Source organism: Streptomyces sp. PsTaAH-137 (genome assembly GCF_003259365.1).
Taxonomy (GTDB): Bacteria; Actinomycetota; Actinomycetes; order Streptomycetales; family Streptomycetaceae; genus Streptomyces.
Genome location: NZ_QLLY01000006.1, coordinates 129,913 through 150,239, shown reverse-complemented (window position 1 = coordinate 150,239; position 20,327 = coordinate 129,913). Strand labels below are relative to the sequence as shown.

The 20,327-nt window shown below is 68.3% G+C and carries 25 protein-coding genes; 3 read left to right on the top strand and 22 right to left on the bottom strand.

Annotated elements, in window-relative coordinates; translation table 11 throughout:
* Positions 1-21: 21 nt before the first annotated feature.
* Positions 22-261 carry a hypothetical protein gene (locus tag K377_RS15230; RefSeq protein ID WP_111664173.1) on the bottom strand — a complete coding sequence of 80 codons (240 nt, stop codon included), beginning with the start codon at positions 259-261 and terminating at the stop codon, positions 22-24.
* A gap of 178 nt (positions 262-439) precedes the next feature.
* On the opposite strand from K377_RS15230, the gene coaA reads away from it, so the two are divergent.
* Positions 440-1,438, top strand: a complete 999-nt coding sequence (gene coaA, locus K377_RS15225; RefSeq protein WP_111663865.1) for a type I pantothenate kinase — start codon at positions 440-442, stop codon at positions 1,436-1,438.
* A 34-nt stretch (positions 1,439-1,472) separates the two neighbouring features.
* Positions 1,473-2,408 carry a TIGR00341 family protein gene (locus K377_RS15220; protein WP_111663864.1) on the top strand — a complete coding sequence of 312 codons (936 nt, stop codon included), beginning with the start codon at positions 1,473-1,475 and terminating at the stop codon, positions 2,406-2,408.
* A gap of 78 nt (positions 2,409-2,486) precedes the next feature.
* On the opposite strand, the gene glmM is transcribed toward K377_RS15220, so the two are convergent.
* The 3 genes from glmM to rplM form a co-directional block, all read right to left on the bottom strand.
* Positions 2,487-3,845: a phosphoglucosamine mutase gene (glmM, locus tag K377_RS15215; RefSeq protein WP_111663863.1), complete on the bottom strand. Its 1,359-nt coding sequence runs from the start codon at positions 3,843-3,845 to the stop codon at positions 2,487-2,489.
* 104 nt (positions 3,846-3,949) lie between these two features.
* A complete protein-coding gene (gene rpsI / locus K377_RS15210; RefSeq protein ID WP_111663862.1) occupies positions 3,950-4,465 on the bottom strand; it encodes a 30S ribosomal protein S9 in 516 nt (171 codons plus the stop codon).
* A gap of 44 nt (positions 4,466-4,509) precedes the next feature.
* Positions 4,510-4,953 (bottom strand): 50S ribosomal protein L13, encoded by a 444-nt coding sequence (gene rplM, locus K377_RS15205; RefSeq protein ID WP_111663861.1) that lies wholly within the window; start codon positions 4,951-4,953, stop codon positions 4,510-4,512.
* Between the two features lie 260 nt (positions 4,954-5,213).
* On the opposite strand from rplM, the gene K377_RS15195 reads away from it, so the two are divergent.
* Positions 5,214-6,059, top strand: a complete 846-nt coding sequence (locus K377_RS15195; RefSeq protein WP_237551331.1) for a hypothetical protein — start codon at positions 5,214-5,216, stop codon at positions 6,057-6,059.
* A gap of 12 nt (positions 6,060-6,071) precedes the next feature.
* Here K377_RS15195 and K377_RS15190 read toward each other — a convergent pair whose 3' ends face one another.
* From K377_RS15190 to rplF, 18 genes are all read right to left on the bottom strand, one after another.
* Positions 6,072-7,736, bottom strand: a complete 1,665-nt coding sequence (locus K377_RS15190; RefSeq protein ID WP_181512573.1) for a glycosyltransferase family 39 protein — start codon at positions 7,734-7,736, stop codon at positions 6,072-6,074.
* A complete protein-coding gene (locus K377_RS15185; protein WP_258395042.1) occupies positions 7,733-8,764 on the bottom strand; it encodes a glycoside hydrolase family 26 protein in 1,032 nt (343 codons plus the stop codon). Before K377_RS15185 ends, K377_RS15190 begins: the two co-directional genes overlap by 4 nt.
* Positions 8,761-10,347, bottom strand: a complete 1,587-nt coding sequence (locus tag K377_RS15180) for a glycosyltransferase family 2 protein (RefSeq protein ID WP_181512572.1) — start codon at positions 10,345-10,347, stop codon at positions 8,761-8,763. Before K377_RS15180 ends, K377_RS15185 begins: the two co-directional genes overlap by 4 nt.
* A 116-nt stretch (positions 10,348-10,463) precedes the next feature.
* Entirely contained in the window at positions 10,464-11,318 is an 855-nt protein-coding gene (gene truA, locus K377_RS15175) for a tRNA pseudouridine(38-40) synthase TruA (RefSeq protein ID WP_111663860.1), read from the bottom strand.
* An 80-nt stretch (positions 11,319-11,398) separates the two neighbouring features.
* A complete protein-coding gene (rplQ, locus tag K377_RS15170; RefSeq protein WP_111663859.1) occupies positions 11,399-11,905 on the bottom strand; it encodes a 50S ribosomal protein L17 in 507 nt (168 codons plus the stop codon).
* 165 nt (positions 11,906-12,070) lie between these two features.
* On the bottom strand, positions 12,071-13,093 hold the full coding sequence (locus tag K377_RS15165; protein WP_003966937.1) for a DNA-directed RNA polymerase subunit alpha: 1,023 nt from the start codon (positions 13,091-13,093) through the stop codon (positions 12,071-12,073).
* A 124-nt stretch (positions 13,094-13,217) separates the two neighbouring features.
* Entirely contained in the window at positions 13,218-13,622 is a 405-nt protein-coding gene (gene rpsK, locus K377_RS15160) for a 30S ribosomal protein S11 (protein ID WP_003948617.1), read from the bottom strand.
* Between the two features lie 64 nt (positions 13,623-13,686).
* A complete protein-coding gene (gene rpsM, locus K377_RS15155) occupies positions 13,687-14,067 on the bottom strand; it encodes a 30S ribosomal protein S13 (RefSeq protein WP_111663858.1) in 381 nt (126 codons plus the stop codon).
* 198 nt (positions 14,068-14,265) lie between these two features.
* Positions 14,266-14,379, bottom strand: coding sequence for a 50S ribosomal protein L36 (rpmJ, locus tag K377_RS15150; protein WP_003974245.1), 114 nt, complete (start codon positions 14,377-14,379; stop codon positions 14,266-14,268).
* A 59-nt stretch (positions 14,380-14,438) separates the two neighbouring features.
* Positions 14,439-14,660 carry a translation initiation factor IF-1 gene (gene infA / locus K377_RS15145; RefSeq protein WP_003948620.1) on the bottom strand — a complete coding sequence of 74 codons (222 nt, stop codon included), beginning with the start codon at positions 14,658-14,660 and terminating at the stop codon, positions 14,439-14,441.
* Between the two features lie 307 nt (positions 14,661-14,967).
* Positions 14,968-15,804: a type I methionyl aminopeptidase gene (gene map / locus K377_RS15140; RefSeq protein WP_111663857.1), complete on the bottom strand. Its 837-nt coding sequence runs from the start codon at positions 15,802-15,804 to the stop codon at positions 14,968-14,970.
* 111 nt (positions 15,805-15,915) lie between these two features.
* Positions 15,916-16,563 (bottom strand): adenylate kinase, encoded by a 648-nt coding sequence (locus tag K377_RS15135; RefSeq protein WP_111663856.1) that lies wholly within the window; start codon positions 16,561-16,563, stop codon positions 15,916-15,918.
* On the bottom strand, positions 16,563-17,876 hold the full coding sequence (gene secY, locus K377_RS15130; RefSeq protein ID WP_111663855.1) for a preprotein translocase subunit SecY: 1,314 nt from the start codon (positions 17,874-17,876) through the stop codon (positions 16,563-16,565). Before secY ends, K377_RS15135 begins: the two co-directional genes overlap by 1 nt.
* Positions 17,877-18,110: 234 nt before the next feature.
* Positions 18,111-18,566, bottom strand: a complete 456-nt coding sequence (rplO, locus tag K377_RS15125) for a 50S ribosomal protein L15 (protein WP_111663854.1) — start codon at positions 18,564-18,566, stop codon at positions 18,111-18,113.
* Between the two features lie 2 nt (positions 18,567-18,568).
* Complete coding sequence (gene rpmD, locus K377_RS15120; protein ID WP_052580766.1) at positions 18,569-18,748, bottom strand: 50S ribosomal protein L30; 180 nt, start codon at positions 18,746-18,748, stop codon at positions 18,569-18,571.
* The gene (gene rpsE / locus K377_RS15115; protein ID WP_111663853.1) at positions 18,748-19,353 is read right to left on the bottom strand and encodes a 30S ribosomal protein S5; all 606 of its coding nucleotides are present in this window, start codon (positions 19,351-19,353) and stop codon (positions 18,748-18,750) included. Before rpsE ends, rpmD begins: the two co-directional genes overlap by 1 nt.
* Positions 19,354-19,394: 41 nt before the next feature.
* On the bottom strand, positions 19,395-19,778 hold the full coding sequence (gene rplR, locus K377_RS15110; RefSeq protein WP_018528362.1) for a 50S ribosomal protein L18: 384 nt from the start codon (positions 19,776-19,778) through the stop codon (positions 19,395-19,397).
* A 3-nt stretch (positions 19,779-19,781) separates the two neighbouring features.
* Positions 19,782-20,321 (bottom strand): 50S ribosomal protein L6, encoded by a 540-nt coding sequence (gene rplF, locus K377_RS15105; protein WP_111663852.1) that lies wholly within the window; start codon positions 20,319-20,321, stop codon positions 19,782-19,784.
* Positions 20,322-20,327 lie beyond the last annotated feature (6 nt).

The following is a 20,327-nucleotide window of genomic DNA, read 5'->3' as shown; positions in this document are numbered from 1 at the left end:
GTAGGCCCGTGTCCGCCCCGATCAGTGCCCCCACGCGATCCGGTCCCGCGCGTCCTGCACCATGTGCAGGTACTCGGCCTCCTCGCAGCGCGGCTTGCTGCCCATCTCGTACAGGTCGAGGCAGTCGTCGAGGTCCTCGCCTATGTCCTCGTCGGGCAGCTCGTCCGCCAGCTCACTGCGGACCCGCCCGGCCCACTCGTCCTCGCCCCGACCCGCTCCCACCCACGTACGGACGAACGCCGGCACCCGGAGTACGGACATCACGTCTCACCTCCCGCCCGACGGGACCGGCTCTGTCCCGCAAGGTCCTCTGAACGTAGGCGCCGTCCCCACCTCAGGTCCACAGGTGTGCACGACCTGTGACGGCGGGAAGATGAAGGGCCACCCGGCGTGACGCACCCCACCCCCACGTCGCGCCACACAGCCGTAACAATGGACTGTGATCTCTCCGGTCTCCGAAAACCTGCGGAGCGCCCACCGGCACAGGCCGGAGGCGACTCCCTACGTCGACCTCACCCGCGGCGAGTGGAGCGCGCTGCGCGACAAGACTCCGCTGCCCCTCACCGCCGAGGAGCTGGAGCGGCTGCGCGGCCTCGGCGACGTCATCGACCTCGACGAGGTACGGGACATCTACCTGCCGCTCTCCCGCCTGCTGAACCTCTACGTCGGCGCCACCGACGGACTGCGCAGCGCGCTCAACACCTTCCTCGGCGACGCCGGCAAGAAGGGCTCCCAGTCCGGCACGCCCTTCGTCATAGGGGTCGCGGGTTCGGTGGCGGTCGGCAAGTCGACCGTCGCCCGCCTCCTCCAGGCACTGCTGTCCCGCTGGCCCGAGCACCCGCGCGTCGAGCGCGTCACCACCGACGGCTTCCTGCTGCCCACGAAGGAGCTGGAGGCCCGCGGCCTGATGTCGCGCAAGGGCTTCCCCGAGTCGTACGACCGGCGGGCCCTGACCCGGTTCGTCGCCGACATCAAGGCGGGCAAGGACGAGGTGACGGCGCCCGTCTACTCCCACCTGATCTACGACATCGTGCCGGACGAGCGGCTCGTCGTGCGCCGCCCGGACATCCTCATCGTCGAGGGCATCAACGTCCTCCAGCCCGCCCTGCCCGGCAAGGACGGCCGCACCCGGGTCGGCCTCGCCGACTTCTTCGACTTCAGTGTGTACGTGGACGCGCGCGAGGAGGACATCCAGCGCTGGTACCTCAACCGCTTCAAGAAGCTGCGCGCGACGGCGTTCCAGAACCCGTCCTCGTACTTCCAGAAGTACACGCAGGTCTCGGAGGAGGAGGCGCTCGACTACGCGCGCTCCACCTGGCGCACCGTCAACCGGGTCAACCTGCTGGAGAACGTGGCGCCCACGCGCGGCCGCGCGAGCCTCGTCATCACCAAGGGCCCCGACCACAAGGTGCAGCGGCTGCGCCTGCGCAAACTGTAGTCACCGGGCCGGCCGGGGCTGTTAGAAAGGCGTCATGCTGCATCTGCGCCTGATCACCCCGGCCGGCACCACGGACGACGTGGTGCGCCTGATCGAGAAGACGGTCGGCACCACGCACCTCGCGGTGCTGCCGGGCGCGGCCCGCAACCCGGCGGGCGACGTCGTGATGTGCGATGTCGCCCGCGAGGCCGGCGACGAACTCATCGACCGGCTCAAGGATTTGGGAATCGACGAGTCCGGGGCCATCACCGTCGAGAACATCGACCTCTCCCTCTCGAAACACGCCGACCAGGCGGAGGAGGACGCACCGGGCGAGGGCGCGGACGCCGTCATCTGGGAGCAGCTCGTCGACGCGACGCACGAGGAGTCCACGCTCTCCGTGACGTATCTGGCCTTCATGGTGATCGCCACCATGATCGCGGCCTGCGGCGTGGTGCTCGACAACGCGATTCTGATCGTCGGGGCGATGGCGGTCGGCCCGGACTTCGGCCCGGTCGCGGGCGTGTGCACGTCCCTGGTGCGGCGGGCTCCGCGACTCGCACTGCGCTCGGTGGTCGCGCTGCTCGTCGGATTCGCGGTGTCGATGCTGGTGACGGTGGGCTTCAGCTACTTCATGGACGCGGTGCACCTGTTCAGCGACGCCGGCCTGAAGGGCGACAACCGGCCGAACACCAGCTTCATCTACAACCCCGACTGGTTCTCGTTCGTGGTGGCGGTCCTCGCCGGTATCGCCGGAACCCTCTCCCTCACCTCGGCGAAGTCGGGCGCCCTGGTCGGCGTCGCCATCTCGGTGACGACGGTCCCGGCGGCGGCGAACGCGGCGGTGGCCTTCAGCTACAGCGAGTACAAGCAGGCGTGGGGATCGACGGAACAGCTCCTCCTGAACCTGCTGGGCATCGTCCTCGCGGGCACGCTGACGCTCGTCATCCAGAAGATTCTCTGGCGGAGGGCAAGGAGAAGCGCCCCGTAAGGGGCGCGGGGAACTGCGCGACCAGCCACAACGAAAGCGGCACCCGGCACCGCACAGTCCCCCGCAGCCGCCGAACCGCTACCCCAGCGCCGACTTCACCACATCGGCCAGCCGCCCGGCGACAGCGCGGGCCTGCTCGATATCGGCGGCCTCCACCATCACCCGCACCAGCGGCTCGGTCCCGGAAGACCGGAGCAGCACCCGCCCGGTGGCCCCGAGTTCCCCCTCGGCGTCCGCCACGGCGGCGGCGATCTCCGGCGCCGAGCCGACCCGCGACTTGTCCACGTCGGGCACGTTGATGAGCACCTGCGGCAGCCGCTCCATGACGGACGCGAGCTCCTGGAGCGAGCGCCCGGTCTCCGCGACCCGCGCGGCGAGCAGCAGCCCGGTGAGCGTGCCGTCACCGGTGGTCGCGTGGTCCAGGACGATCACGTGCCCGGACTGCTCACCGCCCAGCGCGTACCCGTGCTCCTTCATGTTCTCCAGGACGTACCGGTCGCCGACCGCGGTCTGGACGAGCGTGATGCCCGCGCGCTCCATGGCGAGCTTCAGCCCGAGGTTCGACATGACGGTGGCGACAACGGTGTCGTGGCGCAGGGCGCCGCGCTCCTTCATGGCCAGCGACAGCACGGCGATGATCTGGTCGCCGTCGACCTCGGAACCGGTGTGGTCCACGGCGAGGCAGCGGTCGGCGTCCCCGTCGTGCGCGATGCCGAAGTCGGCGCCCTGCTCGACGACGGCGGCCTTCAGCAGGTCCAGGTGGGTCGAGCCGCACCCGTCGTTGATGTTGAGCCCGTCGGGGTCGGCGCCGATGGTGACGATCTCGGCCCCGGCGCGGGTGAACGCCTCGGGCGAGACCCGGGAGGCCGCGCCGTGCGCCTCGTCGAGGACGATCTTCAGCCCTTCGAGCCGGTTCGGCAGCACGCCGACCAGGTGCGCGATGTACTGGTCGAGCCCCTCGTCGTACGACTTCACGCGGCCGACGCCGGCGCCGGTCGGACGGTCCCACGGGGCGCCGGTGCGGTGCTCCTGGTAGATCGTCTCGATGCGGTCCTCCAGGGCGTCGTCCAGCTTGTGGCCGCCGCGCGCGAGGAACTTGATGCCGTTGTCCGGCATGGCGTTGTGGCTCGCGGAGAGCATCACGCCGAGGTCGGCGCCGAGCGCGCCGGTGAGGTACGCCACCGCCGGGGTCGGCAGCACGCCGACGCGCAGCACGTCGACACCCGCGCTCGCCAGGCCCGCGACGACCGCGGCCTCCAGGAACTCGCCCGAGGCGCGCGGATCACGGCCGACGACCGCGACGGGCCGATGCCCCTCGAACGAACCGGCCTCACCGAGTACGTGCGCCGCGGCGACCGACAGACCGAGCGCCATCTCGGCGGTCAGGTCGGCGTTGGCCACGCCGCGCACACCGTCCGTGCCGAAGAGTCGTCCCACTTGGTGTCCTCCGAACTGAAAACAAGTCGACCATAAAGCCGAACGCCCCGGCAGCACGCGAAGTGCCGCCGGGGCGAACGGGAAAAACAAGCAGGCAGCGAGCTTTAGCGCTTGCTGTACTGCGGGGCCTTGCGGGCCTTCTTGAGACCGGCCTTCTTGCGCTCGACCGCACGGTCGTCACGCTTGAGGTAACCGGCCTTCTTGAGCGCCGGGCGGTTGTTGTCCACGTCCGCCTCGTTCAGCGCGCGGGCCACGCCGAGGCGCAGGGCACCGGCCTGACCGGAGACGCCGCCACCCGAGATGCGGGCGATGACGTCGTAGCGGCCGTCGAGCTCGAGCACCTTGAAGGGCTCGTTGACTTCCTGCTGGTGGACCTTGTTCGGGAAGTAGTCCTCGAGCGTGCGCCCGTTGACCTTCCACTTGCCCGTGCCCGGCACGATGCGGACGCGCGCGATGGCGTTCTTGCGACGGCCCAGGCCGGCGGCCGGCTGCGGGTCGCCGAAGCGCGCGGGGTTGGACTCCGAGGTGTACTCGCCCTCGACAGGCGCGTCCGACTCGGTGGTGTAGCTCTCGACGTCGACGATCTCTTCGACCGGCGTCTCGGCGGTGGTCTCGGCCACGATGCTCCTCAGATTCTTTTCTGTCTTTGGGGGTGTGGCCGGAACTACTGCGCGACCTGGGTGATCTCGAACGGCACCGGCTGCTGGGCAGCGTGCGGGTGCTGGTCGCCCGAGTAGACCTTCAGCTTGGAGAGCATCTGACGGCCCAGGGTGTTCTTGGGGATCATGCCCTTGATGGCCTTCTCGACGGCCTTCTCGGGGTTCTTCGCCAGCAGCTCGTCGTAACGGACGGAGCGCAGACCACCCGGGAAGCCGGAGTGGCGGTACGCCAGCTTCTGGGTCTTCTTGTTGCCGGACAGGTGAACCTTGTCGGCGTTGATGATGATGACGAAGTCGCCCATGTCCATGTGCGGGGCATAGGTCGGCTTGTGCTTGCCACGGAGGAGGTTCGCGGCAGTGGTGGCCAGACGGCCCAGGACGATGTCCTGCGCGTCGATGACGTGCCACTGGCGAGTCACATCGCCGGGCTTAGGGCTGTACGTACGCACTTAGCAGCCTTCTTCTTCAGTGGATGGGTGCTGAAAATGGCATCACTGAAGCGATCGTGCAGCTGGGGACGACAGTGCCGGGTTCAGCGCCCGTATGCCGCCCACTGGTAACTGCTCCAGGGAACCCGTGTAAGGGCGTCTCACATGAGAATGAGCGAGCCAATACACATAACGTCTAGCGAGACTACCCGTGGGCCCCCGCGCGGGTCAAAACGCGCTCGGACTCCCGGCACTCATGCGCCACGTTTAAGATGCGCCCCATGAGTTTCGGGCAGGGGGGACCCCCATGGGGGGCCAATGACAACGGGAACGCTCCGGACTGGGCCGCGCTCGCCGAGGCCTCGGAGGCACGCGCCCGCAAGCGACGGTGGCTGCTGATCGGCGGCGCCGTGGTCGCCACGCTCGCCGTGGGATCGGCGGTGGCCTGGGGAATCGTCTCCGCGAACAGGAGCAGCGACGCCGGCAACAAGCCGGCCGACCAGCTGCCGAGCACCGCGGACATCCCGAGCGAGGAGAAGACCTCGGAGCCGTCCTTCGAGCCGACGTCCGCGCCGCCGCCGCTGGACCCCAACGACTTCATCGACAGCGCGGCCAAGGACACGGCACCGCTCAGCGCGGACACGATGTTCCCGGGCAAGACGCTCACGTTCGGTGGCCACACGTACACGAAGGGCGCCACGAGCCGCACCGCCGACTGCACCGCCGCGGTGCAGAAGGGCCTGGCCGGCGTCCTGAAGAAGAACGGCTGCACCCAGGTCATCCGCGCGACCTACTACAAGAGCGGGTCGGCGGTCACCATCGGCGTCGCCGTCTTCGACAGCAAGAAGCAGGCCACGAGCGCCAAGGAGCAGTACGACTTCGACGGCGGCGTCCTGTCGCTGCCGGGCTCCGGCGTCCCCACGTTCTGCCGTACGACGGTGTGCCGCCAGACCGCGAACTCGGTGGGCCGGTACGCGTACTTCACCAACGGCGGCCGCACCAACGGCACGGACGCCACCAAGAAGGACAGCGTCCTGTTCGCGCTCGGCGACGACCTTCAGGAGTACACGTTCCAGAAGATCAAGCAGCGCGGCGAGGTCCAGGCCTCGGAGGCCGCGCAGCGCTGAGGCGCCCGGGGCTCAGCCCCGGGTCCTCACCCAGATCCGGTAGCGGCCGGTGCCGGCGGAGTTGCGGAACGGCAGCTCGGCGAGGAGCCGGTAGTGGGCGTTGCCCTGGATCGCGGCCGCGACGATGTCGTCGACCCGGGGATTGGTGAGCCCGTCGAGGACGATCAGGTCGAACGCCCCGTCGCGGACCGCCGAGCGGTAGGCGTCGTCCCCGGCGTGGTACCCGCCCTTCCCGTCCTTGTACTCCATCCCGAAGACGCTCTGCCACTGCCGGTGGCTGGTTTTCGCCCGCAGATAGTAGGCGGGCACCTCGGGCGTCGAGCTCAGATAGCGCCCGTGGGAGTCCACCCGCGCGGAGATCGTCCGGATCATCCGCGCGGAGTCGGGCCACAGGCCGAACCGCAGGTCCGCCTGCTGGATGCCCAGACAGAGCGTGACCGTCCACAGCATGATGCCGAGCTGCGGATGGCGGAAGTGCGCGCCGATCAGCCGGGTCACGCCGACGCCCGCCATCGGCGCCGCGAAGAACAGCCCGAAGCCGATGTGCTTGAACAGCGAGACCACCGTGGCCAGATGGATCTGGTAGGCGGGAGCGAGCAGCGCGGTGCCGCACAGCAGCAGCCCGAGCAGCAGCCGCCGGACACGGCCCGGGTTGCCGAGTCTGCGGGCGAGCGGCGACTCGTTCAGCCGGCTGCGCCACACGTACGAGATCGCGCCGCCGACCGCCGTGAGGAACATCAGGCCGCCCCACTTCGCGGACTGTTCCAGCAGGTAGGGGCCGCTGTCGGCACCGTGCACCCGGTCGGTGGTGGTCTGCCGCACGCCCGCGAGGAGATCGGTGGCGTGCGCGCCCCACGCGAGCAGCGCGCCGACGCCAACCGCCAGCAGCAGCACGCGCAGGATCGCGGACCGGGCGCCGCGCCGCGGCCACGCCGTGAGCAGCGCGAGCCCGAGGATCGTCGGCAGGTACAGGGCGGACGCGTACTTCACGCCGACGGCGAGCACGGCGACGGGCACGGCGAGCAGACCCGCGACGGCGGGCAGCCGGTCGGTGCGCACCACGATCCAGGTGGCCACCGCGAGCAGGAACAGCGCCATCGCGTCGTACGTGGCGAAGTGCCCCATGACGATCGTCGACTGCGTGACGGCGAACATCCCGGCCGCGGCGAGCGCCGCCCGCTCGCTGAAGAGGCGCCGGGTGATCGTGTACAGCAGACCGGTGGTGGCCAGCATGAGGACGAGGCCCAGGGCACGCGCGCCGGACAGCCCGAACCGGCCGTCGACCAGGGCCACGAGCACCGGGTACAGCTGCGGGGAGCCCGAGAAGTAGGCCGCGTAGTCCTTCGGCAGCGGAGTGCCGTGGAGCAGCTGCGCGAGCTCGGCGTGCCCGGCGGTCAGATACAGCGCCTCGTCCTGGAACGCGGTGTTGGACAGCCGCAGGGACAGGACCGCCTGGATGGCCAGGATGCAGAACAGCACGCCCCTGCTGACCCAGGAGCGGCGGCGGCTGGCCGCCATGTCCCAGCCGGCCTCGGGCGTCTCGGGTATCTCGTAGCCCGGCGTCCCGGGCTCGGCCTGCCCGGTGGGCTGGACGGGCACGTGCGGCGTCACGGTCCGCAGCGCGAACGTCTCGTCGTCGGGCCTGGAGCCGCTTCTGGAGCCGTGCAGGGCGCTCATCGCGGGTCCCGGACGTCGAAGCCGAAGCGGTCGTCCGCGGCGAGCTTCCTGAACTGCTCCAGCCCCGCCGGGGTCGCCTCCAGGCGCCAGTCAGCGCGCTTCTTGAAGTTGAACCAGACGAACCCGACGATGTCGTCGTCGCCCTCGACGCCCGCGAACAGGTGGCGCACGTCCGCGCTGCGCCGCTGCCCGGGGTCCGCGGCCGTCTCCAGGAGCAGCACCGGCTTCCCGGTGAAGGCCCGTACCTCCGTGAGCGTCCGGCCGAAGACGGCGTCGAACGAGGTCGCCCGGGGCCCCGAGAAGTACCCGACCAGGCCCACCCAGTCCACGTACCGGTCCCCCGGGTAGTAGGGCTTCAGCCGCACGTCGGGCATCGGGTCGACGACGTTCGGCGACCAGGCCCAGATCACGTTCGAGGCCCCCGCCTCGGCGAACGTGTCGTGGATGTGCCGCCAGGCCGCGACGTACTGCCGCGGGGTGGCGTGCCGGGTGCCCCACTTCTCCCAGGGGCCGTTCATCTCATCGGCGAAGTCGATGACCACGGGCAGATTCAGCTTCTTCACCGCGGCCGCGTACGACATCAGATACCTGTCCCCCTTGCCCGCGGCGATATCGGCGAGCGTGATGTCGAACGGCTCCCAGGACATCAGCGTCAGCGCGCCCCCGTCCCAGGCCCTGCGCACCCCGGCGGCGTCGAAGCCGTCGCCCCAGGCCGCGTAGTACTCGACGAGGTTGGGCCGCTTGCCCGTCAGCCGCGCGTACGCCTCGACGGGCCTCATCGAGTTCGGGGCACCGTCGACGGCCGCACCGAAGTACTTCTTGGCGGGCTTGAGGAGCGGGGTCACGTCGTAGGGCGCCGGGGCCCCGTCCGAGGCCTGTGCCGACCGGCTGGGATCCCCGTGCGGCCCCTGGGCGCCCGGCCCGGTCCCGGAGCCGCCGCCCTGGGAGCAGCCGCCGAGGGCGAGGACGGCGGCCAGGACCAGGCCCGCGCCGCGCAGGGCCTTGCCGGTCGTACGCGTCGGTGTCACGTGGCTCTCTCCGCTCTGGGCTGCACGAGGACCCGGCCCACGACGAGTGCGTAGAAGAGGCCGGAGGACAGGATCAGGGCGAAGTCCGGGGGGTTCATGGTGAGCATCCGCCAGACCGCGGCGCCCACCCACAGCACCGCGGTCCCGCCGCTCCACGCCCACATGCCGATCCAGAACCTGCGGGTCTTGTCCTTCTTCGCGCCGGACGAGCCGGTGGGCCGCCAGCCCACGCGGTTGCGGCGCAGGATGTCCCAGATGGCGAAGACGTGCGCCCAGCCGTACATCAGGCGGGCGGCCCAGGCCTCCAGGCGGTACGGCGTCCGGTGCCACATCGGGAAGACGATCGTGGTGTAGACGATGCTGGGCAGCACCAGGACCAGGTTCTCGGCGAGCAGCTTGCCCGGCAGCGCGAGCAGCAGCACCAGCGGAACGACGGGGGCGGCGAAGGTGAACAGCGCCGTGTGGATGTAGTAGAGGAACCCGGACAGGTAACAGAGCCGGCTCGACAGCTTGATCTCCCGCTGCCAGAACTTGGCGCTGCCGAGCAGGCTCATGGAGCCCGAGCACCACCGGTACTGCTGGTTGAAGAAGGCCCCCACGCTGTCCGGGCACACCCCCGTGGACAGGGCGACCGGCACGTACCGCAGATCCCAGCCGAGGCCGCGCAGATCGAATCCGGTGTGCACGTCCTCGGAGTGCTCGATGAGGGTGCTGCCGCCGTTGGCCTCCAGCGCGGTCCGCCGGTACACGGCACAACTGCCCACGCAGATCGCGCCGTCGCTGCCCTGCCGGGACACCTGCACGGAGCGGTAGAACAGCTCCTGCACGGCACCGGCGCCGCGTTCGATCCAGTTCTGCGAGTCGAGCACCCGGAAGTACTGCGGCGACTGCACGATGCCGACGCCGTCGTCGCGCTCCAGATAGGGCAGCAGTTCGTCGAGGAGATCGGCGCGCGGGGTGAAGTCGGCGTCCAGGATCAGGATGTACGTACTGTCGGAGCGGCCGAACCCGAAGTGCAGATTGCCGGCCTTCTTGAACCATCCCCGGTTCTCCCGGGTGCCGTACCGGAAGCCGAAGTCCCGTGCCATGGCGGCCAGTTCGGGGTCGGCTCCGTCGTCGAGGACGAACGGCAGGCACACCCCCGGATAGCGGTCGGCCATCGTCCGCACGTGCCGCCAGGTGTTGTGCAGCACCGCGATCGGCTCCCCGCACACCGGCAGGAAGACATCGACGGACGGATAGCTCTCGGGCCGCCAGTTCCGCACCAGGCGGCGGTGGCGCCTGAGGTCGAAGTCCCGGCTGAAGCCGTTCACCCGCAGCGACACCAGGTAGTAGCCGACGCTGAACAGCAGCAGCGGCGCGTACACCCACAACAGCGGTGCGGCGAGCGCGAGTTGGAACTGACTGACCACCAGACAGCCGAAGCTGACGAGCGAGCCGAGCGTCAGGATCCACAGCCGCCGACGGGAGTAGGAGTACTTCTCCCGGTCCGACGGCGGCAGCGGCAGCAACCCGAACTGCTCGGCCTCATGCCGAGGTGCGGCGCGGCGCCCCCTGGGCCGCACCGAGGTGAATGAAGCCATCGACGGAAACCCCCCAGGTCCCGCACAACCGCATTGTCACCCGACCACCCCATTCGTTTCCCCGTGGCCGGATCGCGGAAGCATATCCAAGTTGCCTGGGATGTACACGAGTTACTTCAGCAACAGCCCGCCCCCGGCAGGGTCCGCTTGTTGCGCGCCTCGCGATTGCGGGCGGCAAGCAGCTCGTCGGCCGGGTAGCCGACCTCCTCCAGCGTGAGCCCGTGCGGCCGCACGACGTGCACGGCAGAGTCCCGCACCCCGGCGGCGAGCACCTTGCCGGGCCACTCCGCCGTCCGGTGTCCGTCGCCGACGAAGAGCAGCGCGCCGATCAGCGAGCGCACCATGTTGTGACAGAAGGCGTCGGCCCGCACGGTCGCCGTGATGACCCCGTCCTCCCCCCGCACGAGGCTCAGCTCCTGCAAGGTCCGGATGGTGGTGGCGCCCTCACGCCGCTTGCAGTACGCGGCGAAGTCGTGCTCGCCGAGCAGGTCCCGCGCGGCGGCGTTCATCGCGTCGACGTCCAGCGGCCAGTCGTGCCACAGCACGTGCCCGCGCAGCAGCGGGTCGACGCCGCCCGGGTGGTCGGTGACCCGGTACGCGTACCGCCGCCACACCGCGGAGAACCGCGCGTTGAACCCGCTCGGCGCGGCCGCCACGGACCACACCCGTACGTCCTTCGGCAGCCGCCCGGCGAGCCGCTTCAGCAGCTTCTCCTGATGCTCGGCCCACACGTCCTCCGGCAGATCGACGTGCGCCACCTGCCCGCGCGCGTGCACCCCGGCATCGGTGCGCCCGGCCACGGTCAGCTCGTACGTCCGCTCCGACCGGGTCACGGTCCGCAGCGCGCTCTCGATCTCCCCTTGCACGGTCCGCCGCCCGCCGGCCTGCTTGGCCCACCCGGAGAAGTCGCTGCCGTCGTAACTCAGATCGAGCCGTACGCGCACGAACCCGTCCGCTGCTTCATCACTCACTACAACAATCCCTCGCTAGAGACAGGAAAAGCGGGCCCGCCCCGGAGGGCGGACCCGCTCAACACGTGAGGCGCGGGGCCTCAGGCGTCCTTGGACTCCTCAGCGGCGGCCTCGTCGGCCGGCTTGGCGTCCTCGACGACCTCGGCCGGAGCCTCGGTCTTCGGCTCGGCGTCCTTGGCGGCACGCTTGGTGGCGGCCTCGGCCTCACCGGTGGCCTGCTGCGCGACCGTCAGGGCCTCGACCAGCTCGATGACAGCCATGGGCGCGTTGTCGCCACGGCGGTTACCGATCTTGGTGATACGGGTGTAGCCACCCGGACGGTTCTCGTAGCGCGGGGCGATCTCGGTGAAGAGCGTGTGGACGACGCTCTTGTCCGTGATGACCGTGAGCACCTGACGGCGGTTGTGAAGGTCGCCCTTCTTCGCCTTGGTGACCAGACGCTCCGCGTACGGACGCAGACGACGGGCCTTGGCCTCGGTCGTCGTGATCTTGCCGTGCTCGAAGAGCGACTTCGCGAGGTTCGCGAGAAGCAGCTTCTCGTGCGCAGCGCTGCCGCCCAGACGGGCACCCTTGGCGGGCTTCGGCATGGTGTTTCTCCTTGGTGTCTGCCCCGGCCGTATCAGGTACCGAGGTCAGTGTCCGAGCGGGCAGGTTTGCCCGTCGGAGACCCCGCGCCCCGTAAGGGGCGCGGGGAACTGCGCGACCAGCCGGAGCCGGTCGGCAGCCGAAATCAAACAGCCGGTCCCGAGCTCTTAGTACTGCTCGGTCTCGACGAACCCGGCGTCGGCGTCGTCGTCGGCACCGAAGGCATCGGCGGCGGCGGTCGGGTCGAACCCGGGAGGCGAGTCCTTGAGCGCAAGGCCCATGCCGGCGAGCTTGGCCTTGACCTCGTCGATCGACTTCGCACCGAAGTTGCGGATGTCGAGCAGGTCGGCCTCGGAGCGGGCGACGAGCTCACCCACGGAGTGGATGCCCTCGCGCTTGAGGCAGTTGTACGACCGAACGGTGAGCTCCAGCTCCTCGATCGGCAGCGCCAGATCGGCGGCCAGGGCGGCGTCCGTCGGGGACGGACCCATGTCGATGCCCTCGGCGTCGATGTTCAGCTCGCGGGCGAGACCGAACAGCTCGACGAGGGTCTTACCGGCCGACGCCATGGCGTCACGGGGACGCATGGCCTGCTTCGTCTCGACGTCGACGATCAGCTTGTCGAAGTCGGTCCGCTGCTCGACGCGCGTGGCCTCGACCTTGTACGTGACCTTGAGAACCGGCGAGTAGATCGAGTCGACCGGGATGCGCCCGATCTCCTGACCGACCTGCTTGTTCTGCACGGCGGAGACGTAGCCGCGACCGCGCTCGACGGTCAGCTCCATCTCCAGCTTGCCCTTGCCGTTGAGCGTGGCGAGGACGAGGTCGGGGTTGTGCACCTCGACACCGGCCGGGGGCGCGATGTCGGCGGCGGTGACCAGACCCGGGCCCTGCTTGCGCAGGTACATCACGACCGGCTCGTCGTGCTCCGAGGAGACGACCAGCTGCTTGATGTTGAGGATCAGGTCGGTGACGTCCTCCTTGACGCCCGGCACGGTGGTGAACTCGTGCAGGACACCGTCGATGCGGATGCTGGTGACAGCAGCGCCGGGGATCGACGAGAGGAGGGTGCGGCGGAGGGAGTTGCCGAGGGTGTAGCCGAAGCCCGGCTCCAGCGGCTCGATCACGAACCGGGAGCGGAACTCGTCGACGACCTCTTCGGTCAGCGAGGGACGCTGAGCAATCAGCATGTTGCGATCCTTCAGTCAGGGGCACCCACTATTTGATGCCCTGAGGTAGTACAAGGGTACGGGCGGCACGACCCGAAGGAGCCGTACCGCCCGAAAACCTCAGACCAAGCAGTGCTGCGTCAGGTCAGACGCGGCGACGCTTGGGCGGACGGCAGCCGTTGTGCGGGGTGGGCGTGACGTCCTGGATGGAGCCGACCTCAAGACCGGTCGCCTGAAGCGAACGGATGGCGGTCTCGCGACCCGAACCCGGGCCCTTGACGAACACGTCGACCTTGCGCATGCCGTGCTCCTGCGCGCGACGCGCGGCCGACTCGGCGGCCATCTGCGCGGCGAACGGGGTCGACTTGCGCGAACCCTTGAAGCCCACGTGGCCGGCGGAGGCCCACGAGATCACGTTGCCGGTCGGGTCCGTGATGGACACGATCGTGTTGTTGAACGTGCTCTTGATGTGCGCGTGGCCGTGAGCGACGTTCTTCTTTTCCTTGCGGCGCACCTTCTTGGCAGCGCCCTGACGTCCCTTGGGGGGCATGTCGTTCTCCTACGGGAGGTGGTCGGTCCTACAGCGAAGACCGCTGAAAAGCGTCCGCTGAGGACTACTTCTTGCCCGGCTTCTTCTTGCCGGCGATGGCGCGACGCGGGCCCTTGCGGGTACGAGCGTTCGTGCTGGTGCGCTGGCCGCGGACCGGCAGACCACGACGGTGGCGCAGACCCTGGTAGCAGCCGATCTCGACCTTGCGGCGGATGTCGGCCTGGATCTCGCGACGGAGGTCACCCTCGGTCTGGAAGTTCTGGTCCACGTACTCGCGGATCTTGACGAGGTCTTCCTCGCTCAGGTCGCGAACACGGATGTTGCGGTCGATACCGACCGTGTCCAGCGTCAGCTGGGCGCGCGTACGCCCGATGCCGAACACGTAGGTGAGGGCGACCTCGATGCGCTTGTCGCGCGGGAGGTCAACGCCTTCAACGCGTGCCATTCATGGCTCCTGTTGATATTCGGAGGTCTGCAGCAGAACCGGTCCCAGGCGCCGTATGAGGTACTACCTGGGTCCTCAGCCTCCGACTGAGGGTGTCGCCACGGTGGAGTGATCCACCGCCGGCGGGCTCTGCATATGTACTCAATGTGTTGCGTGCGTCGCGCGAATCTCTGCGAACGAACTGCAGTAAGTCGTGCGTCAGCCCTGGCGCTGCTTGTGGCGCGGGTTGTCGCAGATCACCATGACCCGGCCGTGACGGCGGATCACCCTGCACTTGTCGCAGATCTTCTTGACGCTCGGCTTGACCTTCATGGGTGAGGTTCTCCGGGTCAGTTGCCGGCGGCCCGCAGGAAGCGGGACTCGGGCAAGATCTACTTGTACCGGTAGACGATCCGGCCACGCGTCAGGTCGTACGGAGACAGCTCCACCACGACCCGGTCGTCAGGGAGGATACGGATGTAGTGCATGCGCATCTTGCCGCTGATGTGTGCCAGGACCTGGTGGCCGTTCTGGAGCTCGACCTTGAACATGGCGTTCGGAAGAGACTCGACGACAGTGCCCTCGATCTCGATGGCACCTTGCTTCTTGGCCACGCTTCGCCCTTCGAATCGACTACCTTGATCGACTCCCGCTTCGCATGCAGACATGCCAATACACGAGAGCCGACGCGTCAGTCTACGTCAGTACCCCCGGAAAGACGAATCCCGGGATTCTCCCCTACCAGAGAGATCACTAAGCCCGCCACTCGGACCCGATTCCCGGCTCACCCCAACGGATCAGGCGCAGCCGTGATCCCCGCCTCCGCCAGGACGCCCCGCTCGCGGGATCGGCGGCCGGGGCGCCTCACAAGCTTCGCGCGGCTGCGCCGGCCTCCGACCGGCGACCGGGCCCGCCCCGGGATCACCCCAGCGGGTCAGGCGCAGCCGTGATCCCCATCTCCGCCAGCTTCGCCTTGCCGCCATCCGGAGCCGTCAGGACCAGCGGCCCCTCCTCCGTCACCGCCACCGAGTGCTCCCAATGCGAGGACCAGGTGCCGTCCGTGGAGACGACCGTCCAGTCGTCCTCCAGGACCGCGGTGCGCGGGGTGCCCAGGGCGACCATGGGCTCGATGGCGAGGCAGAAGCCGGGGACCAGCTTCGGGCCCTTGCCGCGGCGGCGCTCGACGTAGTTCAGGAGGTGCGGGTCCATGTGCATCTCGGTGCCGATGCCGTGGCCGCCGTAGTCCTCGACGATCCCGTACTTGCCGCCGCCGGGCTTGGGCTGGCGGCGGATGTACGTCTCGATGGCCCGGGAGATGTCCACCAGGCGGTTACCGGCCTTCATGGCCGCGATGCCCGCCCACATCGACTCCTCGGTCACCCGGGACAGCTCGATCAGCTCCGGAGCGTGACCGGAGCCGACGAACGCGGTGTACGCGGCGTCGCCGTGCCAGCCGTCCACGATCGCGCCGCAGTCGATGGAGATGATGTCGCCGTCCTCCAGGACGACCTTCTCGCTCGGGATGCCGTGGACCACGACCTCGTTCTTCGAGGTGCAGATCGTCGCGGGGAAGCCGCCGTAGCCCAGGAAGTTCGACTTCGCGCCGTGCTCGTCCAGCACCTTGCGCGCCACCTCGTCCAGGTCCCGGGTGGTGGCGCCGGGCACGGCCGCCTCCCGGGTCGCGGCGTGGATCGCCGCGACGACAAGCCCCGCCTCCCGCATCTTGCGAATCTGGTCGGGGGTCTTGATCTGAACCATGGGGGCCTGCGCTCTCCGTCATCCGGTACGTGGTGTACGTACACCAACACTAAGGCCGCGGCCCCCCGGACGGGGAACCGCGGCCTCAGCCACGTACAGACATGCGAGGGACTAGCGTCCCAGGGCCTCCATGGCCCGCGCCGTGACCTCCTCGACCTTGCCGAGGGCGGAGATCGTCACGACGAGCCCCTGCTCCCGGTAGTAGTCGATGATCGGCTCGGTCTGCGTGTGGTAGACCTCGAGCCGCTTGCGGACGGTCTCTTCCTTGTCGTCGTCGCGCTGGTACAGCTCGCCGCCGCAGACGTCACAGACGCCCTCGGCCTCGGGCTGCTTGTACACGACGTGGAAGACGTGCGCAGAGTCGTTGCGGCAGATGCGGCGGCCGGCGATGCGCTTGACCACCTCGTCCTCGGGGACCTCCAGGTCCAGGACCGCGTCCAGCTTCACGTCGTCGGCCTTGAGGGCGACGTCGAGCGCCTCGGCCTGCGAGACGTTGCGAGGGAAGCCGTCGAGCAGGAAGCCGTTCACGGCGTCCGGCTGCTCCATGCGGTCCTTGGCCATCCCGATGGTGACCTCGTCCGGTACCAGCTGGCCCGCGTCCATGTAGGACTTCGCCTGCTTGCCGAGATCCGTGCCCTTGCTGATGTTGGCACGGAAGAGGTCGCCCGTGGAGATGTGCGGGATCGACAGGTTCTGGGCGAGAAACGCGGCCTGCGTTCCCTTGCCAGCACCGGGCGGCCCGACGAGGACGATTCGCATCAGCGGAGGAACCCTTCGTAATTGCGCTGCTGGAGCTGGCTCTCGATCTGCTTCACCGTCTCAAGACCGACACCCACGATGATCAGGATGCTGGTGCCGCCGAAGGGGAAGTTCTGGCTTGCCCCGAAACCAACCAACGCCATCGTCGGTACGAGAGCGATCAGACCCAAGTACAGCGAACCCGGCCAGGTGATCCGGTTGAGCACGTAGGAGAGGTACTCAGCGGTCGGTCGGCCAGCCCGGATGCCCGGGATGAAGCCACCATACTTCTTCATGTTGTCCGCGACTTCCTCGGGGTTGAACGAGATCGCCACGTAGAAGAACGCGAAGAAAACGATCAGGAGGAAGTACGTGACGATGTAAATCGGGTGATTTCCCTTGGTCAGGTGGTCGTCGATCCACAGCTTCCACCCCGAGTTGCCACCGGCGAACTGGGCGACGAGGGCCGGAATATAGAGGAGCGACGAGGCGAAGATGACAGGGATCACACCCGCCTGGTTCACCTTGAGCGGGATGTACGTAGACGTACCGCCGTAGGACCGGCGGCCGATCATGCGCTTCGCGTACTGGACCGGGATACGGCGCTGGGCCTGCTCGACGAAGACCACCAGGCCGACCATGACCAGGCCGACGAGGATGACGGTGCCGAACTCGATCCAGCCGTCGGCCAGCGAGCCCTGCTGCTTGATGGCCCACAGCGAGGCCGGGAAGCTGGCGGCGATCGAGATGAACATCAGGATCGACATGCCGTTGCCGATGCCGCGGTCGGTGATCAGCTCACCGAGCCACATCATCACGCAGGTACCGGCGGTCATGACGATGACCATCGTGACCGTGATGAAGATCGACTGGTCCGGGACGATCTGGCTCGCGACGGAGCAGCCCTGGAAGAGCGCGCCGGTCCGGGCGGTGGCCACCAGGCCGGTGCCCTGAAGGATGGCGAGCGCCACGGTCAGGTAGCGCGTGTACTGCGTGATCTTCGCGGTACCGGCCTGACCCTCCTTCTTGAGGGCCTCCAGGCGCGGGATCACCACGGTGAGCAGCTGAAGGATGATGCTCGCGGTGATGTACGGCATGATGCCGAGCGCGAAGACCGTGATCTGGAGCAGCGCGCCACCACTGAACATGTTGACCAGGCCGAACAGGCCGGTCGTGGAGCTGGACTGATCCATGCACGTCTGGACGTTCGAGTAATCGACCCCGGGGATCGGGATATGCGCGCCGAGCCGGTAGATCACGATGATGCCCAACGTGAAGAGCAGCTTCTTGCGCAGGTCGGGCGTCTTGAACGCCCGGGCGAACGCGGTGAGCACGGTGCCTCCTGCGACCCCCGCGCGCGTGCGTCAGAGGTGACGGTCTTGAGGATTCGACGAATACGTAACGGTCAAGGTCCGTGATTGGTGCCGGGGGCACACAGATCCCAGAAATTAACAGCGGAGGCCACCTTACCGGCGTACATGCCCCCCTAGGAACGACCAACCGGGGATACCCCTTTTGTGGGGTATCCCCGGTAGGGATCGCTCACGTCATCGAGACGTCCGATGGACTCAGACGAGCTCGGTGACCGTACCGCCGGCGGCGGTGATCTTCTCCTTGGCGGAGCCGGAGACGGCGTCCACCGTCACCTGCAGCGCCACGGTGATCTCGCCCTGGCCGAGGACCTTGACGAGGCTGTTCTTGCGGACAGCACCCTTCTCCACCAGACCCTCGACGGTGACTTCGCCACCCTCGGGGTACAGCGAGGCGAGCTTGTCCAGGTTCACGACCTGGAACTCGACCTTGAAGGGGTTCTTGAAGCCCTTCAGCTTCGGGAGACGCATGTGGAGGGGCATCTGGCCACCCTCGAAGCGCTCCGGAACCTGGTAACGGGCCTTCGTGCCCTTGGTACCACGACCGGCCGTCTTACCCTTCGACGCCTCACCGCGACCGACACGGGTCTTCGCGGTCTTGGCACCGGGGGCCGGACGGAGGTTGTGGATCTTCAGCGGGTTGTTCTCCGCCATGATCAGACCTCCTCAACCGTCACGAGGTGGCGGACGGTGTGCACCATGCCGCGGAACTCGGGGCGGTCCTCCTTGACGACCTGCGTGTTGATGCCCTTGAGACCAAGGGAACGCAGGGTGTCACGGTGGTTCTGCTTGCTGCCGATGTACGACTTCACCTGCGTGATCTTGAGCTGCGCCATTACGCACCAGCCCCGGCACGCGCACGGAGCAGAGCCGCGGGGGCGACGTCCTCGAGGGGCAGACCACGGCGGGCCGCGATCTCCTCGGGGCGCTGCAGACCACGGAGGGCCTCCACGGTCGCGTGCACGATGTTGATCGCGTTGTCGGAGCCGAGCGACTTCGACAGGATGTCGTGAACGCCGGCGCACTCGAGCACGGCGCGCACCGGACCACCGGCGATAACACCGGTACCCGGGGACGCGGGCTTGAGCAGCACGACGCCGGCAGCCTTCTCACCCTGGATCGGGTGCGGGATGGTGCCCTGGATACGGGGGACCTTGAAGAAGTGCTTCTTGGCCTCCTCAACACCCTTGGCGATGGCGGCCGGCACCTCCTTGGCCTTGCCGTAACCGACACCCACGGTGCCGTCACCGTCGCCCACTACGACGAGCGCAGTGAAGCTGAAGCGACGACCACCCTTCACAACCTTGGCGACGCGGTTGATCGCGACAACGCGCTCAACGTACGCGGTCTTCTCGGCGGCAGCAGCGCCACCGTCGCGACCCTTCCGGTCCCGCCGCTCGCCGCCACCGGCACCGCCACCGCGGCGCTGGGGTCCAGCCATTGGAATTACCTCTCTCTGTTTCCGCTAGCTACGGAACCGGATCAGAACTTCAGTCCGGCTTCGCGGGCGGCGTCCGCCAGGGCGGCGATGCGCCCGGCGTACTGGTTACCACCACGGTCGAACACGACAGCCTCGACACCGGCGGCCTTGGCACGCTCGGCGACCAGGGCGCCGACCGACTTGGCCTGGGCGGACTTGTCGCCCTCGCCACCGCGGATCGAGGTGTCCAGGGTCGACGCCGACGCGAGGGTGTGCCCCTTAACGTCGTCGATGACCTGGGCCACGATGTTGCGGTTCGAGCGCGTCACGACCAGGCGCGGACGCTCGGCCGTACCCGAGATGTGCTTACGGATACGGATGTGGCGGCGCTTGATAGCCGCACGCTTGTAAGCGTCGCCCTTAGCGATCTTCTGACCGTATGCCATGGCTTACTTACCCGCCTTTCCGACCTTGCGGCGGATGACTTCGCCTTCGTACTTGACGCCCTTGGCCTTGTACGGGTCGGGCTTGCGCAGCTTGCGGATGTTGGCCGCAACCTCGCCGACCTTCTGCTTGTCGATGCCCTCGACCGAGAACTTGGTCGGCGACTCGACCTTGAACGAGATGCCCTCGGGCGCCTCGACCGTGATCGAGTGGCTGTAGCCGAGCGAGAACTCCAGGTTGGAGCCCTTCGCCAGGACGCGGTAACCGACACCGCTGATCTCGAGCTTCTTCACGTAACCCGTGGTCACGCCGGTGATCATGTTCGCCACCAGCGTGCGGGACAGGCCGTGCAGGGCCTTGTTCTGACGCTCGTCGTTGGGGCGGGTGACGTTCAGGACGCCGTCCTCGCCCTTGGCGATCTCGATCGGCGCCACGACGGTGTGGTTCAGGGTGCCCTTGGCGCCCTTGACCGTGACCGTCTGGCCGTCGATGGTGACGTCCACGCCGGCGGGAACCGTGATGGGGAGCTTGCCAATACGCGACATAGCTGT

Bases quoted from the DNA above. Each gene is read 5' to 3' on its own strand.
- K377_RS15230 (WP_111664173.1), bottom strand. From the start codon at position 261: ATGTCCGTACTCCGGGTGCCGGCGTTCGTCCGTACGTGGGTGGGAGCG.
- K377_RS15220 (WP_111663864.1), top strand. From the start codon at position 1,473: ATGCTGCATCTGCGCCTGATCACCCCGGCCGGCACCACGGACGACGTG.
- K377_RS15195 (WP_237551331.1), top strand. From the start codon at position 5,214: ATGAGTTTCGGGCAGGGGGGACCCCCATGGGGGGCCAATGACAACGGG.
- K377_RS15190 (WP_181512573.1), bottom strand. From the start codon at position 7,736: ATGAGCGCCCTGCACGGCTCCAGAAGCGGCTCCAGGCCCGACGACGAG.
- K377_RS15180 (WP_181512572.1), bottom strand. From the start codon at position 10,347: ATGGCTTCATTCACCTCGGTGCGGCCCAGGGGGCGCCGCGCCGCACCT.
- rplQ (WP_111663859.1), bottom strand. From the start codon at position 11,905: ATGCCGAAGCCCGCCAAGGGTGCCCGTCTGGGCGGCAGCGCTGCGCAC.
- K377_RS15165 (WP_003966937.1), bottom strand. From the start codon at position 13,093: ATGCTGATTGCTCAGCGTCCCTCGCTGACCGAAGAGGTCGTCGACGAG.
- rpsK (WP_003948617.1), bottom strand. From the start codon at position 13,622: ATGCCCCCCAAGGGACGTCAGGGCGCTGCCAAGAAGGTGCGCCGCAAG.
- rpsM (WP_111663858.1), bottom strand. From the start codon at position 14,067: ATGGCACGCGTTGAAGGCGTTGACCTCCCGCGCGACAAGCGCATCGAG.
- rpmJ (WP_003974245.1), bottom strand. From the start codon at position 14,379: ATGAAGGTCAAGCCGAGCGTCAAGAAGATCTGCGACAAGTGCAGGGTG.
- map (WP_111663857.1), bottom strand. From the start codon at position 15,804: ATGGTTCAGATCAAGACCCCCGACCAGATTCGCAAGATGCGGGAGGCG.
- K377_RS15135 (WP_111663856.1), bottom strand. From the start codon at position 16,563: ATGCGAATCGTCCTCGTCGGGCCGCCCGGTGCTGGCAAGGGAACGCAG.
- rplO (WP_111663854.1), bottom strand. From the start codon at position 18,566: ATGGCGGAGAACAACCCGCTGAAGATCCACAACCTCCGTCCGGCCCCC.
- rpmD (WP_052580766.1), bottom strand. From the start codon at position 18,748: ATGGCGCAGCTCAAGATCACGCAGGTGAAGTCGTACATCGGCAGCAAG.
- rpsE (WP_111663853.1), bottom strand. From the start codon at position 19,353: ATGGCTGGACCCCAGCGCCGCGGTGGCGGTGCCGGTGGCGGCGAGCGG.
- rplR (WP_018528362.1), bottom strand. From the start codon at position 19,778: ATGGCATACGGTCAGAAGATCGCTAAGGGCGACGCTTACAAGCGTGCG.
- rplF (WP_111663852.1), bottom strand. From the start codon at position 20,321: ATGTCGCGTATTGGCAAGCTCCCCATCACGGTTCCCGCCGGCGTGGAC.